Source organism: Hymenobacter aquaticus, from assembly GCF_004765605.1.
GTDB lineage: Bacteria > Bacteroidota > Bacteroidia > Cytophagales > Hymenobacteraceae > Hymenobacter > Hymenobacter aquaticus.
Genome location: NZ_SRLC01000001.1, coordinates 406912 through 423137, shown reverse-complemented (window position 1 = coordinate 423137; position 16226 = coordinate 406912). Strand labels below are relative to the sequence as shown.

Here is a 16226-nt window from a genome sequence, read left to right as displayed (position 1 = left end):
GGCCGGTAGCTTTGTGCTGTTCATTCAGCCCGCTATTTACCAGCCCCATGAAAACCGCTCTGATTACCGGCGCCAACAAAAGCATCGGCTTCGAAACCGCCCGCCAGCTGCTCCGGCTCGGCTACCACGTGTTCCTGGGCAGCCGCGACCCGCACAAAGGCCAGCAGGCCGCCGACCAGCTCCGGGTCGAAGGCTACGCCGAGGTTGAGCCCCTGCCACTCGACGTTACCGACCCCGCCTCCGTGGCCGCCGCCCGCGCCGCGCTGGGCCAGAGAATCTCTGTCCTGGACGTGCTCATCAACAACGCCGGCATCAGCGGCGGCATGCCCCAGCCGACGCTGACCACGGCCGTCAGCGTGGTGCGGGAGGTGTTCGAAACCAACGTCTTCGGGGTGATGGAAGTCACCCAGGCCTTCCTGGACTTGCTGCGCGCGTCGGCCGCGCCCCGCATCGTCAACGTCACCTCCGGCCTGGGCTCCCTTACCCTGCACAACGACCCGACCTGGAAGTACTACCCGGTGAAGGGCGCCGCCTACGTGCCCTCGAAAGCGGCCCTGAACGCCTACACCATCATGCTGGCCTACGAGCTGCGCGACACGGCTTTCAAGGTCAACGCCGTGGACCCGGGCTACACCGCCACCGACTTCAACCACCACAGCGGCCCGGGCACGGTAGCGGCGGCCGCCGCCCGGGTGGTCAGGGCCGCCGTGCTGGGCCCCGACGGCCCCACCAGCCAGTTTTTCAGCGACGACAACGCCCCCGAAACCGGCCTCAGCCCCTGGTAAACTCCACTCATTTCTTCCCCTGACTTCTTTATCCGATGGACAATACTGCCATTCCCCTGCCCCCCAGGAACCCCGCCGGCGGCCCCGGCCAGCTGCGCGCGGCCCACGTGGGCCTGCGCACCCCCGACTACGCGGCCACCCTGCACTGGTACACCAGCAAGCTGGGCTTCCGCATCCTGAAGGAGTGGACCGTGGGCGAGCTGCAGCTGGCGTTTCTGGCCCCGGCCAACGACGACCAATTCTGGCTGGAAGTGCTGCACGACCCCGCCGCCGGCCCCGCCCCGGCTCCCGGCCAGCCCCTGGTAGCGGGCTTCCACCACCTCTGCTTCGAGGTCGACAACCTGGACGAAACCCTGGCCGAGCTGCGCGCCCGCGACGTGCCGGTCATCCGGGAGCCGTTCCGCGTGCCGGCCATCGGCACGCGCTGCGGGTTCGTGGCCGACCTGCACGGCAACGTGCTGGAGCTGGCCGAGAATATCTGAGTAGCGCCGGCCCTACTTCCCAGGGCCCGAACGCCTGATTAGCCGGCTTCCCTGCCTACCTTGCGGGCTGTGCTGCTACTACGACTTGTTTTCTGCCTGCTGCTCGGGGCCGGGGCCGCGGCCAGCCTGCCGGCCTGCACCCCGGATTCCAAAACCGCCGCCCCCGTCGCCGCCCGGCCCGGGGGCAGCACCCCCCTGCCCTGGCTCGACTCGCTGCTGACCACGGCCCCGGCCCTGCGCCGGCACCAGGTGGGCCTGAGCATTACCGACGCGGCCACGGGTGAAGTAGTGTACGGCCTGAATGAGGACCGCTACTTCACCCCGGCCAGCGTGATGAAACTCTTCAGCTTCTACACCGGCCTGCAGCTGCTCGGCGACTCGCTGCCCAGCCTGCGCTACTTCAGCCGCCACGACACGCTGTTTTTCCAGGGCACCGGCGACCCGACCTTCCTGCACGGCGACGTGCCCTCGCGCCGGGCCTACGCCTTTTTGGCCGGCCGCCCCGAGCGGCGGCTGGCCTACTGCGACATTGCCACCCCGCCGCCCTACGGCCCCAGCTGGGCCTGGGACGACTTCCGCTACTACTTCCAGGCCGAGCGCACGGCCTTCCCGCTCTACGGCAACACGGTGCGCTTCTACGCCCGCGCCCCGGTGCCGGCCCGCCGCCGGCTGCCGGCCGTGCCCCAGCGGGTGCGGGTGCTGCCCCGCCCCTTCGCCCCGCTCCTGGGCCGGGCTACCGCCGAGGAAATGGCCGGCCATCACCCCGATCAGCACGTGAGCCGGGCCCAGCTGGAGAACCGCTTTACCTACTTCCCGTCGGCGCGGCGGTGGGTGGATGAGGTGCCCTACCGCACCAGCCGCACGCTGCTGCTGCGCCTGCTCGGCGACACGCTGCGCCGCGCCGTGGTGCACGCCCCCTGGCAGCCCCGCCCCCAGGACAGCATCCGGACCCTGCGGGGCCTGCCCGCCGACTCGCTCTACCGGCGCATGCTGCGGGTCAGCGACAATTTCCTGGCCGAGCAGTTGCTGCTGATGTGCGCCACCCGGCTGGGTCCGCCCCGCGACTCGCTCAGCGCCTGGCGCGTGCTGCGCCACGCCCGCCGCACCTACTTCCGCGCCCTGCCCGATGCGCTGCCCTGGGTCGACGGCTCGGGCCTGTCCCGCCTCAACCTGGTCACGCCCCGCTCTCTGAGCGCCCTGCTCGTGCTGCTGCACCAGCAGGTGCCCGAGCCCCGCCTGCTGCGCCTGCTGGCGGCCGGCGGCGGCCAGGGCACCCTGCGCCACCGCTACCACGACGCCCGGGGCCCCTGGCTCTGGGGCAAGACCGGTACCCTGACCCACACCTGCAACCTGGCCGGCTACGTGCGCACCCGCAGCGGCCGCCTGCTGGCCGTGAGTTTCCTCAACAACAGCATCCCCGGTTCCGACCAGCCCACCCGCAACGAGATGCAGCGGATTCTGGGCCAGGTCAGGAAACGGCTGTAGGGGCGCCTCACAAGCTGTCCGCACGATGTAGAGACGCAATATTTTGCGTCTCCTCGTTGAACAGTTGGCCGCAGGTGGGTGGCGGATTCAGCAACGGGGAGACGCAAAATATTGCGTCTCTACACCGTTCACGTCTACTTCAAACAGCTGCTCACTCCGCCGCGTCTGCTTGATGCGCAGCGTCTCCGAAGAGCAGCAGGGAGCCGGACAGCACCTCGGCCCTTTTCTCCCGCGTTTTCTCGTCTGTCATCCTGAGGCGCAGCCGAAGGACCTGCCTTGCCTACCCCACCGCCGGTAGTGCCAACGTGCAAAAGCCCTTTACCACCAGCGTGGTAAAGGGCTTTTGTGTGTTGAAAGACGTTTATCAGAACAGGAAGGCAGGTCCTTCGGCTGCGCCTCCGGATAACAAGCGTAAGGGCATTGCTCAGCCTGACAGACCCGACCAGGCCGCGCGCCGGGCAACGCTAGCCGGCCGCGCGCAGCTGCCGCAGGGCCTGGGCGAGCTGCTGTTGCAGGGTGCTCACCAGCAGGCTCGCCTCCTCCCGGCGCGAGGCCTGGTAAGCCCGGGCCGCCGGCGTATCAGGCGACTCTTCCCACTGGGCCAGCCCGACCAGGGTATCGAGGCGGCTGAGCGAGCCGGCAATGGCCTGGTAGATGTCGGGCCAGAGCGAGGCCAGGGTGCCACGCTGCCGGGCCAGCTCCACCTGCACGTCGAGCAGTTGCAGGGCCACGGCCGCCAGCTGCGGCAGCAGGGCCAACTCTTCCGGGGCCAGGGTCCGGGGCTGGCGGTCGATAACGCAGAGCGTGCCCACGGCCTCCCCGCTGGAAGTGTGCAGGGGGTAGCCGGCGTAGAAGCGCAGGCCCAGGGCCTCTACGGCCGTGGGCGCCACCAGGGAGCAGGGCTGCTGGTGCAGGTCCTCAAACACGGTGGCCTCGTCGGAGAGAATGGCGGCCGAGCACAGGCTCACGCTGCGGGGTACCCGCGCGGGCGCGTCCAGGCCCGCGTTGCCCCGGAACCAGACGGTATCGGCCTCCACCAACGACACCAGCGCAATGGGCACCTGGAACAGCTTGCCCGTCAGGCGCACGAACTCGTCGAAGAAGGGCGCATCCCCGCTGACCTGGTACGCCTGCAGGGCCGCCAGGCGCTGGGGCTCATTCGAAGACAGTAGATGAGAAGGCGTATTCATACTGCAAATATAACCCATCCACTATACAAACGGATGAGCTTAGCGGCGGCAGGAGGCGGCCAACAGGCGCAACGGAAGTAGGCGCGGCACCAGAGGCTGGGACGACTGTTTGTCCTCCTGTCCAAATGCTCCGAGCTAGTCCCCGTGACTTTAGAGGCCCTGGATTCTGGGGCAAGACTGGCACGCTGGCTACGTACGCACCTGTAGCGGTCGGCTGCTGATCGTCACCTTCCTTAACAGCAGCATCCCCGGCAACGACGACCCTCCCTGCAACGAGATGCAGCGCATTCTGAGTCAAGTCTGCTATTACCTACAAGAGGCAATTACTTTTAAGTAAACACCAACAAAAATCAGTAGGCCTTAGCTAGATATTACTCGACACGGCCAACCGTTTCGCTTGTTCTAACACCGTTTCCACAGCCCTAGCTTGTAAATCCGGTGGGTAACCGTACTTATTCAATATGCGCTTGACAAGCCGACGCAGATTAGCCTGCACACTTTCCTTCAGCGTCCAGTCGATGCTGGTGTTTTTGCGCACGATATCGACCAGTTCGCGGGCAATAATGCGTAGCTTATCATCACCCATCACCTCAACAGCACTTTCACTAGCTCCTAAAGCATCATAGAATGCTAATTCATCCTTGTTCAAGTTGAACTTGTCACCCCGGGCATCTTGCTCCTTAAGGTCTTTGGCCAGCTTAATTAACTCATCAATTATCTGTGCGGCTGTGATGACGTTGTTCTGGTATTTCTTCACCGCCGCATCGAGCATCTCCGAGAACTTGCGGCTTTGTACAACGTTACTACGTGCTCGGCTTTTGATATCCTCGACTAGCAGCTTCTTCAACAACTCTAGGGCAATATTCTTCTGCTTCAACCCCCGCACTTCGGCAAGAAATTCATCTGATAGAATAGAAATATCGGGCTTGCGCAGGCCGGCTTCGGCGAAGATATCTACCACGTCGCCTGCTACGACAGCATCGGACACGATTTGGCGAATGGCTGTATCCACTTCTTCATCCGATTTACCTGCCGGCTTGCTGCCTTCTTCCAGCTTTAGCAGTCGGGCCCGCACGGCCTGGAACAAGGCCACATCGTCACTAAGTGCTAATACAGTAGGGTGCGGTACGGCAATAGCGAAGGTTTTAAGCAGACCTAACGTCTGGTCCAAGAAACGCTGTCGGCCATTGTCAGGCAAAGCCAGCACGCAGTCGGCCAAGTCGATAATGCCGGCCAGCTTCTGCTTCGTTGTCAGGGAGTAATACCCCCCGTAGTTACAACCGTGCAGCAACGACACTACAGCTTCGTGGAAACTTAGGGTAGCGGCTACTGCTTCGGCCTGATCGAGGGTAGGCTTGCCCTTTCCCCCGCTTTCGGTGTAAGTAGCTAGGGCCCGTTTCAAATCGGTGGCAATACCCAGATAGTCTACTACCAGCCCCCCGTCCTTGCCCGGAAATACCCGGTTGACGCGGGCAATAGCCTGCATCAGGTTGTGGCCCTTCATAGGCTTATCGACATACAGTGTATGCAGGCTGGGCGCGTCGAAGCCAGTGAGCCACATGTCGCGCACGATAACGAGCTGCAACTCGTCCTGGGGGTCTTTCATCCGGTCGGCCAGAGCCGTACGGGCTGCTTTGTTGCGGATATGGGGCTGCAAGTGCTCCGCATCGGAGCTGGAACCAGTCATGACCACTTTTAGCTTGCCCTGCTTGTCATTGGCCGAATGCCATTCGGGGCGCAGCTTCACGATTTCAGCGTACAGAGCCGCACAGATACGGCGACTCATGCACACAATCATACCCTTGCCCGCCAACACGGCGGTGCGGGCCTCAAAGTGCTGCACGATGTCCTGAGCAATACGGCGCACCCGGTCGTCGCTGCCGACCAGAGCTTCCACCCGCGCCCAGCGGGCCTTAAGCTGCTGCTTAGCCGTTAACTCTTCACTTTCAGTTAACTCCTCAAAGGCAGTATCTACTAAATCTTCCTCCCCCGCTTTCAGGTTGATTTTAACCAGTCGGTTTTCATAGTAGATGCGCACCGTAGCCCCATCTTCCACCGCCTGCTGAATGTCGTACACGTCGATGTAGTCGCCGAATACCGCCTGGGTATTACGGTCAGTGCTTTCGACGGGCGTACCAGTGAAGCCGATATAGGTAGCATTGGGCAGAGCGTCGCGCAGGTGGCGGGCAAAGCCGTCGATAAAGTCGTACTGGCTGCGGTGGGCCTCGTCGGCAATGACGACGATGTTGCGCCGGGCACTTAGCTCCGGGTAGCGGGTTCCCTTCTCTTCGGGCAGAAACTTCTGAATAGTAGTGAATACCACCCCGCCGGCCGCTACGCTCAGCTTGCGGCGTAGATCTTCGCGGTCTTCCGCCTGCTCGGGCACCTGCCGCATCAGGGCGCGGCAGTCGGTAAAGGTCTGGTAAAGCTGCTGGTCAAGGTCGTTGCGGTCCGTAAGAATTACCAGCGTGGGGTTACCCAGCTCTTCACTCACTACAAGCTTGCCGGCGTAGAATACCATGCTCAGGCTCTTGCCCGAGCCCTGGGTGTGCCACACTACCCCAGCGCGCTTGTCACCACGCACGCTGGCGGCTTTCTGGGTGGCCGTCACAGCCTTGCGCACGGCAAAGAACTGGTGGTAGGCCGCCAGCTTCTTAATCGTGCCGTTGCGGGCGTGCTCGAATACCAGAAAGTGACGCAGCACGTCGAGCAGGTGGGCGGGCGGGAGCAGGCCAGCACACAGCGTTTCCAGCTGCGACTCATTGGTCGGGGCCAAACCGTACTCGTCGCGGGCTTTCCAGGCCGAGAAGCGCGACCAGTCCGACGACACCGTGCCGGCCTTGGCCTCGAAGCCATCTGACACGACCAATAGGGCGTTGTACACAAACAGCCCCGGAATAGCCTTCTTATAGGTTTGTAGCTGCTGAAAAGCCTGCTTGCAGGTAGCCTTGGCATTGGCAGCGTTCTTCAGTTCCAGCACCACCAGCGGCATCCCATTCACGAACAGCACCATGTCGGGCCGCTTATTCTGCCCGTCCTCTATGATGGTAAGCTGATTGACCGCCAGAAACTGATTTTGCTCGGGTCGGTCCCAGTCGATCAGCCACACCCGGTCGCCGCGCACTTCCCCGCTGGCCGGGTCGCGGTACTCCACAGGCACGCCCTCGGTGAGCAGGGTATGGAATGCCTCGTTGGCAGCCAGCGGGGTCAGCCCTTCGCCCACGCGCAGCACCTGCCGCAGGGCATCCTGGCGGGCGTCGGCCGGCAGGTGGCGGTTGTGACGGTCCAGGAAGTCGCGCAGCCTGCCGGCTAGTACTACGTCGTCGTAGTGCTGCCGTTCCTCGCCGCCGTGGTTGCTATCGGGTGGGCCCAAAGTAGGGCCGTATACAGTTTGGTATTGCTGGGCCGCTAGAAATTCCAGCGCAAGTTGCTCTATATCGTCTTCGGTCATCGGGGCACGCGGGGGAGTAGACAATAACTGCTTAAAACACGTCCGTCATGTCTCACTGCGTTCGACATGACGTTCTTTTTGCTCATTGCCCATCCACACCCTGGAGTGATAATAGATCTGGAAGCAGACAAGCGGGAATAACAGCGGGGAATGATTATTCTGGTTACTTTGTCGTAGAAAGGTAAAATGTTCCTCCCCATGAAAGCAAACGCCAAGCGAATCGTAGACCGGTTTCCCCACCTGCGCGACAGCGCCGAGCGGCAGCAGATGCTGGTGCGCAACGCGGTAGGCTCGGCCAGGGTGGAAGGCATCCAGGCCAACACCGACCAGCTGCAACAATTCATCAGCAAGTGCGCTACGCCAGCTCCGAAGGCAAAACGCTCCGAATAACCGCCTCCATCGGCCCGTAGTCAACCTGCCGCCCGGCGGCTTGCACGGCCCGCACATACAGCGCAAACTGTTCCGGCTCGGCCAGCTTCTCCCACTGAAAGCTGGTCGAGCCGTTTTTGTAGGCCATCAGGTTGGCCAGCACCCGGGCCGTGCGGCCGTTGCCCTCCCGAAACGGGTGAATGAACAGCAGTTCAGCGTGTACCCGGGCCACGTCGCGCACCAGGTCGGCGGTGGTAGGCCACGCGTGCGGCAGCGGCAGCAGCATTTCCCGCTCGAATGCCGCCATACTCTGGGGCAGGTGCAGGGCCGCCGGAAACGTGAAGCCGCCTTTCGACATGTTCACGCTGCGGTAGCGCCCCGCAAACTCGTACACTTCCCCTAGGGCCCGGCGGTGAAGCTCCTGGAGGTAGGCCGCGTCGAATACCTGGTCTTCCCGCAGCTCCTCCAGCAGCTCCTGCTCGGCCAGCAGAAACCCCTGGGTTTCGGCCTGCTCCACCGCCGCCCGCTCGGTCAGCCCCAGCCGGTTGGGCAGCACCTCCCCTTCCCCATCGGCGGCCTGGTACTTCATCAGCTCTGCGCTGCCAGCTCCTCGCCCTGCCGCACCGTGAGCCGCCCGCTCAGCAGCTGCGGCAGTAGCGTGTCGCGCAGCGTGGCCAGGGTGCGGGATTCGAGCATATTGTTAAGAATTCTGCTCAGAATAGGCTCAAGTACCAAGCTCATAGTCTCTAGCTGAAATTCATTCGGAATAGTAACTATCGCTTCTGTGAGATGCCGCCGCTGAATATGACCCATTGTCGTGGCCTTATCTTTAGCTATCTGCTTAAATTGCTCTAAGTGAAACAAGGTCCACAAATAGAAGAACCATTTGGGGTAAGCTGAAGATGAAACTTTAAAAAGATGTTGATTTAAAGCACCCTCACCTCCACTCCACATTACAACATCCAAAGTACCCGACCAGGAAAAAAGTATATCTCCATCTTGGATAATATATTTCTCTCCAACAGCACGGCTAGCTCTATCGGTAGCATCTGTAATACCTTGCCGCATCTCCCGAATCTTAATTACAGGCAGAGAGTCTGGACCATCAGCAGGAAACTTCTGTAGAGCAAGCCCATTCAGGTAGGTAGCGATAGTATCCAAAGAGCCGACCCGCCACCCCTGCGGAATCTCACCCAACTCCGACTCAACCATCTCCCCGCCACTGCTGCGGTAAGGCTGCCCCTCGGCATTCGAAAAATCAAAAGCCACGAACCACTGCCGAAACAGGGTTTGCGCCAGTTGCTCCAGCGTCTGGTTCATACGCCGGTTCAACTCGATTTTGTCGTCGAGGCTGGAAAGAATGGCTGCTATCTGCTGTTGCTCGGGAAGCGGAGGAAGTTTCCAGCGCCATTCGGAATTACTAAGATACTTCCAATCAGCACGGGGCATACGTGTTCCAGATGACCCTGCTGCTGTCATATCAACGAACTCGTAACTAGCTAGTAAATAGAACAAGAAGCCTTGATCTACTCCTGTCCTTGCTCTAATTACCCAAATATCAGTAGAGCATATTCCATCAAACTTAGGCCGGTAAACCTTTCTAAAGTATGGCCTTAGCTTCCCAAAGAGAATATCACCGGTTTTGAATTGGGCCTTTGTACTAGTTACATCCGAAGCTATACCACAGCTTATAAGCCGTAAGGTCTGCTGCTCTATATGCTCAAGTCCTATATAGGGAGTGTCATCATCAGGTTCGGGAGTATAGCCGTCTTTTATCAAGCGTGCTATATCACCTAGCTTAACATTTCGCCAACTGTTCATCATTGCACTGCTAGATTGTGATTCCTACACTTAGAAGGCTCTGACGAATTTTGTCCTCTAGCTGAGCAGACTCAGCAAGCTGTGTTGCTAATTCAGCACCCAATTCTTGGAGCAACTCTTCATATTCTTCGTTCTCCTCCACATCCTCCGTCCCCACATACCGCCCCGGTGTCAGCACGAAGCCATGAGCTTCTACTTCTTCAATTGAAGCGGCGCGGCAGAAGCCGGGCTCATCCAAGTAAGTAACCGGCGGCTCGCCATTTGGCCCCACACTGGCGCTCTGGCAGCGCCAGTTGTGATACACATCGGCCACGCGGCGAATGTCAGTCTCGGTTAGCTCCCGGTTGCGGCGGCTAATCATGGTGCCCAGCTGCCGGGCATCGATGAACAGGATTTCCTTGCTCCGGTCGCGCTGGGGGTTGCTGGCCCGGTCCCGGGCCAAAAACCAGATGCAGGCCGGAATCTGGGTGTTAAAAAACAGCTGGGTAGGCAAAGCCACCATGCAGTCTACTAAGTTGGCCTGCACCAGTTCCCGGCGCATGGCGTCTTCCCCGCCCGAGGCGCTGGTCATCGAGCCATTAGCCAGCACGATACCGCCCCGCCCCTTAGGCGAGAGCTTGTGCACGAAGTGCTGGAGCCAGGCAAAGTTGGCGTTGCCCAGGGGCGGCACCCCGTATTTCCAGCGCCGGTCGTCGCGCAGCTGCTCCCCGTTCCAGTCCGAGATATTAAACGGCGGGTTAGCCAGCACGAAATCAGCCTTCAGATCGGGGAAGGCATCGTGCAGCAGCGTATCGCCCAGTTCAATGGTAGCTTCAATGCCTCGGATGGCCAGGTTCATGCGGGCCAGCCGGTGAGTAGTGGGGTTGCTTTCCTGCCCAAACACCGAAATAGCGTCCTTGCGGCCCCGGTGCTCCTCAATAAACTTGTCGCTCTGCACAAACATGCCCCCACTCCCGCAGGCTCCGTCGTAGATGCGGCCCTGGTAAGGTTCCAGCATTTCCACCATCAGCCGCACGATGCTGCCCGGGGTGTAGAACTGCCCGCCCTTCTTGCCCTCGGCATCGGCAAACTGGCCCAGGAAGTACTCATACACCCGGCCCAGCAAGTCCTTGCTCATGTGCCCGCTGCCGCCCATCCCGATGGTCCCGATCAGGTCAATCAGTTGGCCCAGGCGCATCTTGTCCAGCGTGGGCCGCCCGTAAATCTTGGGCAGCACGCCTTTCAGGCGGGGGTTGTCGCGCTCAATGGCCTCCATCGCCTCGTCCAGCTCCGTCCCGATGGTGGGCAGCTTGGCGTGGCTTTGCAGGTGCTTCCACCGGGCACTTGGGGGAACGTAGTACACGTTTTCGGCGGTGTACTCGTCGCGGTCCTCCAGGGTATTGTAGCGGGCAGCGGGCTCGGCCACGTAGTAGTCGCTGGACGGGTCGCTCAACTCCTGGTCGAGCTGCTGATGCCGGGCCTCGAAGGCGTCGGAAATATATTTCAGGAAAATCAGGCCCAGCACCACGTGCTTGTATTCGGCCGCGTCCATATTGGCCCGCAGCTTATCGGCCGTGCTCCACAGGGTCTTTTCGAGTTGAGTATCAGTCATGAAAGGGCAAAAGCAGGCAAAAACACGAAGCCGGCCGCTATAGGCATAGCGTCCGGCCTCGCAAGCTACGCAATGCTTACAACTCTTACGAAGCTTACACACCTTACAATGCGTACAATTCTGTGGGGTATTATATTCTGATTATGCGTTATTGGACACCCAATTATTTACCTACAAGAGGGCTACCTACGTGTCCTTATCACACACAGCCCCTCGCTTAATCTAGTTATGCTCTTCCTCAGTGAAACCCAGCTCTTCTTCCAGCTCGTGCGCGAGGCCGGCTTAGCCTCCCTGGTCTTCGTCATCGACACCCGCCCCCAGATGTGTCAGTTCTACCTGCAGATTGACACCTTTTGCCACTTCACCATCGAAGAAATAGAAGCCGAATCTATCTACCTGATAACCTGTTCGCCCTCCGTCTTCCACCGTCAGGACTCCCATTTCGCGACTAGCTTCGCTACTGCCCTTCCCCACTTCATGAACTGGGTAGAGGCCCTGAAGCACCACGGCAGCGTCCTGCGGTTTACGCAGGTGCCCCTGGGCGAATTGCGCGAGGCCCAGCCCCGCTACTCGCTCAGCGCCGAGGAGCCCTTGAGCGTGCCCCAGTGCCAGGCCCTCTGGCAAATCATGCAGGAGGCCCTGCGCTGCACCGAAACCAGCCGGCCCATTGCCCACGTCGAGCAGCTGCGCCTGGAGGCGGAAAGCCTGTTCACCAAAGCCTACTCCTACCCCGCTCACCACTGGCTCTACATGTTCGTCGGCTTCCTGCACACCCACGGCGCCCTGAGCCTCCCCCTGCACGAAGCCTACCAGGAGCTGAGCCTGCTGCTCATCGACCAGTTCGACTGGCCTGCTCCCCCTCCCGCCGAATAATACGCCAGCTTCTCTGCGGCATAACCCAAACGGCCGCCCCGGAATCCGGGGCGGCCGTTGTTCATTTTAGCATTTCTGCCGGATGCGGCGCTTATGCTGGGTAAAGGGTGCCTATACAGTGCCTATACGGAAGCTATACGGAGCCTATTCAGCCGATTAGTTGCCGAAAATTGCACAAAGCCAAGATATTCCCTTACAGCGTCTTGCTTACCGTAGTTGGGTTGCCGGGCTTGTCGATGGCGCGGAAGGTGATTTTGTCGCCGTCCAGGCTGGTATTGGCTTTCTTGGCCGTGAATACCCAATCAACCGCGTTGGGCTGCTGCATGGCCGGGCCTTCCTCCACCAGGCTACCGTCGCTGTTTTCGATCCGCACCGTCACGCCCACCACCTTGAAGTTGTCCGTCACCCGGGCCCGGATGGTGTCCCCCACTTTGCCGGTGTAATTGCTCAGGTCCAGCTCCCGGATGTCGGGCGCCTGCATGAAGTCGGCCACGGCAATGGCGTAGGCGCTGTTGTTGTTTTCGTCGCGGGCGGCCTCATACTCGGCCTTGCCCTCGGGCGTAGCCAACTGGGCTTTGGCATACAGGGCCGCTTCCTGAAACCGTTGCTGGTGAGCCAGCTGCTTGGCCGAGGGCTCCCGGTCCGTTTCCCGCGGGGCCGTCGAAACGATGGTGCGGTTTCCCGACTGCCGGAAAACCAGGGTGCCGCCCAGCGTGCCGCTCAGGCCCTGGGTAATGATGTTGTTGTTAACGCGTGCCATGTGGCTTGTTAGTGATAAAGAGGGTGAATAAAAGAGTAAACCTTCTCAAAGCTAACAGCTTAGCAACACCCACCACTACCCGCCCCCGGCCCGTTACACTTTTCCGCCTATGCCCGGTACCTACGCCCGCAATAGCAGGACCAAAGCCGGTCCCGGGCTTCCGGCCCGCTCCCTACTTCGCCTTCCCAAACACCACCCCGTCAAACACATACCGAATCTTCTTCTCCGTCACCCGGCCATCGGCCCACACCACCGGCAGGGTCAGCACCCGGGTTTTGGGGTCGTAGCCGATCAGGCGCACGGGCCGCTCGGGGCGGCCGGCCACCGAGAAGAAGTCGAAGGCAAAGCCCAGGGTGTTGCGCAGCCCCGAGCCGGTCCGGATCAGCCGGGCATCGGGGTTGAGGCGGCCGCTTTCGAGGGCAAAGCCCTTCACCTGCTGGTAGCAGTCGTGGCTGGAGTACACGGCCTGGCTGTAGGCCAGGTAGCAGGTCTGGGTGCCGCGCGGCACGGCGAAGATATCAATGTACTCCTGGCCCGCGTCGGTGGCCGGGCGGGGCAGGGCCCGGCTGCGCACCACCCCGCCCCCGGCCCGGTACTGAAACACGTTGGCGAAGAAGCGCATGGTGCCGCCCTGCCGCGTGTCCCAGGAGTAGATGCGCAGCCGCCCGTCCGCAGACGTGGCGATGGTGACGTGCTCCTGCCGCAGCCGGGCAAAGGCGTAGGTGAGCGTGGCGGGCTCGGCGGCGGTGTAGGCCAGCAGTAGGCGGCGCAGCCCGGCGTTGGCCCGGGCCAGCGAGTCGGCCGGGTTCAGGCCGGGGGCGTCATCGGCGTAGTCGGCCCAGTAGCTGATGCGCTTCGCCTGCCGCACCAGGTCCTGCTCCAGGGCAGCCGGGGTTTTGGCATACAGGGCCGGGCCCGGCAACAGCAGCAACACAAGGCAAAGCAGACGTTTCATCGGCGCAAGGCTAAGGCGGCGGCCACCCCACGCGGGCAGCTGCCGGAAGTACGGCGCGAAAGTCGGCAATTCCCCCGGGCCAGCAAGCCCCGGACCGCCCGGCGGCTCCTCGCGGTGGGCCGGCCCCGGCGGCCCGGGCCCTTACAGGGCCGCCAGCACGGCCGTCGAGTAGGGCGCTACCACCCGCCAGCCCAGGCGCTGGTACAGCGCCCGGCCCTGCTCGGTGGCCACGAGCAGGCGCTCGGTGGCGCCGGCCTGCCGCGCCAGCTGATCCAGGGCGTGCATCACGGCCGAGCCCAGCCCCCGGCGGCGGTATCCTTCCATCGTTTCAATCCGGTCGAACACTGCCGTGCCCCGGTGCACCACCACCCGGCCCGTGGCGGCGGTCTGCCCGGCCGCATCCACCAGGCACAGCACCGAGGCCCCGTGCTCGACGCCGAGCTGCACCGCGTACCCGGCGGGCAGCTCCCCGGCGGGGGCCGCCATCGGGCCGGGGCAGTACATCAGGTAACGGGCCTCCTCGATCTGCCAGGCCGCCGGCAGCGCCCGCCGCAGCTCGTCGGGACCCACGGCTGCTTTCAGGTACACCAACGGCTCCCGGATGCGGGCCGCGCAGGCGCGCAGCGCCGGGCCGGCCTCCACGAACACATGCCGCCGCACCTGCCCCGGCCAGCCCACCTCCACCACCAACCCGCCCCCGCCGGCCCGGGGCAGCGCCACACCCCGGGCCAGGCTCCACCCCGTCAGCCAACGCTCCAGTAAGTTCAGGTCAAGATGCATAACGGCAGCAGTCAGCGGTGCGAAGAAGGGCGGAAGAAAGCCAAAAAGAAGCCGGAAGATAGCCGGGAAGAAGTCGGAAGGAAGCTGGAAAGAAGGCCGGAAGATACCACCGCAAAGAGAACGTCCCGCCGAACCATCTCACCCCCTTCGTCTGGCTCCCCCTCTCTTCCGGAGAGGGGGCCGGGGGGTGAGGCGCCCGTCCGAAGAGTGAAGCACCCCCTTCGTCCGGCTCCCCCTCTCCTTTTTCGGAGAGGGGGCCGGGGGGTGAGGCGCCCGTGAGGCACCCCCAAGCCATTACCACCGAACATTCCGCTACCTTACCAGCCGGCTCCGCTGCCGCGCCCCTGCTCTATGGCCTCTGCTCCCTGCTCCCTGTCCCCTGCCCACGACCCGGAAGCCGAGCTCCGGGCGCTGCGCGAGGAAAACGCCCGGCTGCGGGAGGTAGCCGCCCGGCAGCAGAGCCTCGACGCCGAGTATCAGCTCAGCCAGGCCCGCTTCCGCACCGTGTTCGAGAACTCGCCCCTGGGCCACAAAATCATTGCCCCCGACCTGACCATTCTGCAGGTTAACCCGGCCCTGGTGGAGATGCTCGACCTGGCCGGCCCCGATGACCTAGTGGGCAAGCGCATCCTGGAGTTTGCCCACCCCGACCACAACGCCGACTGGCACGAGCTGCAAACCCGCCTGTGGGCCCACAAGCTGCGCAGCTTCTCGCTCGAAACCTGCCTGCGCCGCCCCGACGGCTCGTCGTTCTGGTGCCAGGTCACGGCCGTGCTCTTTCAGGACAACGGCGGCGACCTGGGCTACACCACCCTGGAGGACATCAGCGACCGGAAGAAGCTCGAAATATCCCACAAGCGGCTCTACGATGCGCAGGAAACGGTGCTGCACCTGATAGCCCACGATTTGCGCAGCCCCGTGGCCCACATCCAGATGGTGATGGAGCTGCTGCGGCGCGACGAGGAGCTGCTGGCCCTGCGCTCGGCCAGCAACCCCGAGGGCGTCGCCACTTTCCTCAACCTGATCGGCCACTCCTGCGGCCAGGCCCACGCCCTGCTCAACGACGTGCTCTACCTGGGCCAGCTCGAATCGACGCGCCAGGAAAAGCACCACACCAACCTCAACGCCTTCCTCGACGAGCGCCTGGCAACCTTCCGCCTGGCCGCCCAGGAGCGCGGCATCGAGCTGGTGCTCACCCTGCCGCCCCAGGCCGAGCACGCCGACATTCACCCCGACAAGCTGGGCCGCATCCTGGACAACCTGCTCAGCAACGCCCTGAAGTTTACGCCCAGCGGCGGCCGGGTGTCGGTGCGCCTGGAAAAGCACGCGGGCCACATCCGCCTCATCGTCCACGATACCGGCCTGGGCATTCCCGAAGCCCTGCAGCCCCACGTCTTCGACAAGTTCGGCGCGGCCCAGCGCCCCGGCCTCTACGGCGACACCACCACCGGCCTGGGCCTGTTCATCACCAAGCAGATCGTGGAGCTGCACGAGGGCAGGATCTGGCTGGAGAGCCGCGAGAATAAAGGCACCACCTTCTTCATTGATCTGAGCTAGGCACCCCGCCCGGGCAGGGGCCGCCGCCCCGGCGGCTTTCCAGGGGGCGTGTTGAAGCCCCGCCCCGGCGGGGCTTTTTGTATGCCCGCCGGCCAAGTCAGCGCCCGGCCGCCGGCCGTTCATTTGG

The 16226-nt window shown here is 62.6% G+C and carries 14 protein-coding genes; 6 read left to right on the top strand and 8 right to left on the bottom strand.

Translation table 11 applies throughout. From position 1 onward, the window contains the following. Positions 1-47: 47 nt before the first annotated feature. The 3 genes from E5K00_RS01710 (at position 48) to E5K00_RS01700 (ending at position 2752) form a co-directional block, all read left to right on the top strand. Positions 48-785: an SDR family NAD(P)-dependent oxidoreductase gene (locus E5K00_RS01710; RefSeq protein WP_135461051.1), complete on the top strand. Its 738-nt coding sequence runs from the start codon at positions 48-50 to the stop codon at positions 783-785. Between the two features lie 35 nt (positions 786-820). Next, positions 821-1267, top strand: coding sequence for a VOC family protein (locus tag E5K00_RS01705; protein ID WP_135461049.1), 447 nt, complete (start codon positions 821-823; stop codon positions 1265-1267). Positions 1268-1336: 69 nt separating this feature from the next. Further along, positions 1337-2752 (top strand): D-alanyl-D-alanine carboxypeptidase, encoded by a 1416-nt coding sequence (locus tag E5K00_RS01700; protein ID WP_135461047.1) that lies wholly within the window; start codon positions 1337-1339, stop codon positions 2750-2752. Between the two features lie 464 nt (positions 2753-3216). Here the strand turns inward: E5K00_RS01700 and E5K00_RS01695 are convergent, their stop codons facing one another. Both E5K00_RS01695 and E5K00_RS01690 read right to left on the bottom strand, forming a co-directional pair. After that, positions 3217-3942, bottom strand: a complete 726-nt coding sequence (locus E5K00_RS01695; protein WP_167856711.1) for a GAF domain-containing protein — start codon at positions 3940-3942, stop codon at positions 3217-3219. Between the two features lie 364 nt (positions 3943-4306). Continuing rightward, on the bottom strand, positions 4307-7393 hold the full coding sequence (locus E5K00_RS01690) for a type I restriction endonuclease subunit R (RefSeq protein WP_135461043.1): 3087 nt from the start codon (positions 7391-7393) through the stop codon (positions 4307-4309). A gap of 198 nt (positions 7394-7591) precedes the next feature. Between E5K00_RS01690 and E5K00_RS01685 the strand changes: the two genes are divergently transcribed. Further along, positions 7592-7783 (top strand): hypothetical protein, encoded by a 192-nt coding sequence (locus E5K00_RS01685; RefSeq protein WP_135461042.1) that lies wholly within the window; start codon positions 7592-7594, stop codon positions 7781-7783. Here E5K00_RS01685 and E5K00_RS01680 read toward each other — a convergent pair. Genes E5K00_RS01680 through E5K00_RS01670 form a run of 3 tightly spaced genes read right to left on the bottom strand, consistent with a single transcriptional unit; the run spans position 7749 to position 11174 of the window. After that, entirely contained in the window at positions 7749-8351 is a 603-nt protein-coding gene (locus E5K00_RS01680) for a Fic/DOC family protein (protein ID WP_135461040.1), read from the bottom strand. The genes E5K00_RS01685 and E5K00_RS01680 overlap by 35 nt on opposite strands. Next, entirely contained in the window at positions 8351-9586 is a 1236-nt protein-coding gene (locus E5K00_RS01675; protein ID WP_135461038.1) for a restriction endonuclease subunit S, read from the bottom strand. Before E5K00_RS01675 ends, E5K00_RS01680 begins: the two co-directional genes overlap by 1 nt. 7 nt (positions 9587-9593) lie before the next feature. Beyond that, positions 9594-11174 (bottom strand): class I SAM-dependent DNA methyltransferase, encoded by a 1581-nt coding sequence (locus tag E5K00_RS01670; RefSeq protein ID WP_135461036.1) that lies wholly within the window; start codon positions 11172-11174, stop codon positions 9594-9596. A 228-nt stretch (positions 11175-11402) separates the two neighbouring features. On the opposite strand from E5K00_RS01670, the gene E5K00_RS01665 reads away from it, so the two are divergent. Then, positions 11403-12047, top strand: coding sequence for a hypothetical protein (locus E5K00_RS01665; protein WP_135461034.1), 645 nt, complete (start codon positions 11403-11405; stop codon positions 12045-12047). A gap of 193 nt (positions 12048-12240) precedes the next feature. Here E5K00_RS01665 and E5K00_RS01660 read toward each other — a convergent pair whose 3' ends face one another. The 3 genes from E5K00_RS01660 to E5K00_RS01650 form a co-directional block, all read right to left on the bottom strand. Beyond that, entirely contained in the window at positions 12241-12807 is a 567-nt protein-coding gene (locus E5K00_RS01660) for a hypothetical protein (protein WP_135461032.1), read from the bottom strand. A gap of 172 nt (positions 12808-12979) precedes the next feature. Then, on the bottom strand, positions 12980-13762 hold the full coding sequence (locus E5K00_RS01655) for a hypothetical protein (protein WP_135461030.1): 783 nt from the start codon (positions 13760-13762) through the stop codon (positions 12980-12982). A gap of 141 nt (positions 13763-13903) precedes the next feature. After that, positions 13904-14542 (bottom strand): GNAT family N-acetyltransferase, encoded by a 639-nt coding sequence (locus tag E5K00_RS01650; protein ID WP_135461028.1) that lies wholly within the window; start codon positions 14540-14542, stop codon positions 13904-13906. Between the two features lie 351 nt (positions 14543-14893). Here E5K00_RS01650 and E5K00_RS01645 point away from each other — a divergent pair, with 351 nt between their 5' ends. Next, positions 14894-16099, top strand: coding sequence for a PAS domain-containing sensor histidine kinase (locus tag E5K00_RS01645; RefSeq protein ID WP_135461026.1), 1206 nt, complete (start codon positions 14894-14896; stop codon positions 16097-16099). Positions 16100-16226: the final 127 nt, after the last annotated feature.

What these genes read in the sequence shown, in the direction of transcription:
- E5K00_RS01660 (WP_135461032.1), bottom strand. Translation starts at nt 12,807, where the DNA reads ATGGCACGCGTTAACAACAACATCATTACCCAGGGCCTGAGCGGCACG.
- E5K00_RS01685 (WP_135461042.1), top strand. Translation starts at nt 7,592, where the DNA reads ATGAAAGCAAACGCCAAGCGAATCGTAGACCGGTTTCCCCACCTGCGC.
- E5K00_RS01680 (WP_135461040.1), bottom strand. Translation starts at nt 8,351, where the DNA reads ATGAAGTACCAGGCCGCCGATGGGGAAGGGGAGGTGCTGCCCAACCGG.
- E5K00_RS01670 (WP_135461036.1), bottom strand. Translation starts at nt 11,174, where the DNA reads ATGACTGATACTCAACTCGAAAAGACCCTGTGGAGCACGGCCGATAAG.
- E5K00_RS01695 (WP_167856711.1), bottom strand. Translation starts at nt 3,942, where the DNA reads ATGAATACGCCTTCTCATCTACTGTCTTCGAATGAGCCCCAGCGCCTG.
- E5K00_RS01675 (WP_135461038.1), bottom strand. Translation starts at nt 9,586, where the DNA reads ATGATGAACAGTTGGCGAAATGTTAAGCTAGGTGATATAGCACGCTTG.
- E5K00_RS01645 (WP_135461026.1), top strand. Translation starts at nt 14,894, where the DNA reads ATGGCCTCTGCTCCCTGCTCCCTGTCCCCTGCCCACGACCCGGAAGCC.
- E5K00_RS01665 (WP_135461034.1), top strand. Translation starts at nt 11,403, where the DNA reads ATGCTCTTCCTCAGTGAAACCCAGCTCTTCTTCCAGCTCGTGCGCGAG.
- E5K00_RS01650 (WP_135461028.1), bottom strand. Translation starts at nt 14,542, where the DNA reads ATGCATCTTGACCTGAACTTACTGGAGCGTTGGCTGACGGGGTGGAGC.
- E5K00_RS01655 (WP_135461030.1), bottom strand. Translation starts at nt 13,762, where the DNA reads ATGAAACGTCTGCTTTGCCTTGTGTTGCTGCTGTTGCCGGGCCCGGCC.
- E5K00_RS01710 (WP_135461051.1), top strand. Translation starts at nt 48, where the DNA reads ATGAAAACCGCTCTGATTACCGGCGCCAACAAAAGCATCGGCTTCGAA.
- E5K00_RS01705 (WP_135461049.1), top strand. Translation starts at nt 821, where the DNA reads ATGGACAATACTGCCATTCCCCTGCCCCCCAGGAACCCCGCCGGCGGC.
- E5K00_RS01690 (WP_135461043.1), bottom strand. Translation starts at nt 7,393, where the DNA reads ATGACCGAAGACGATATAGAGCAACTTGCGCTGGAATTTCTAGCGGCC.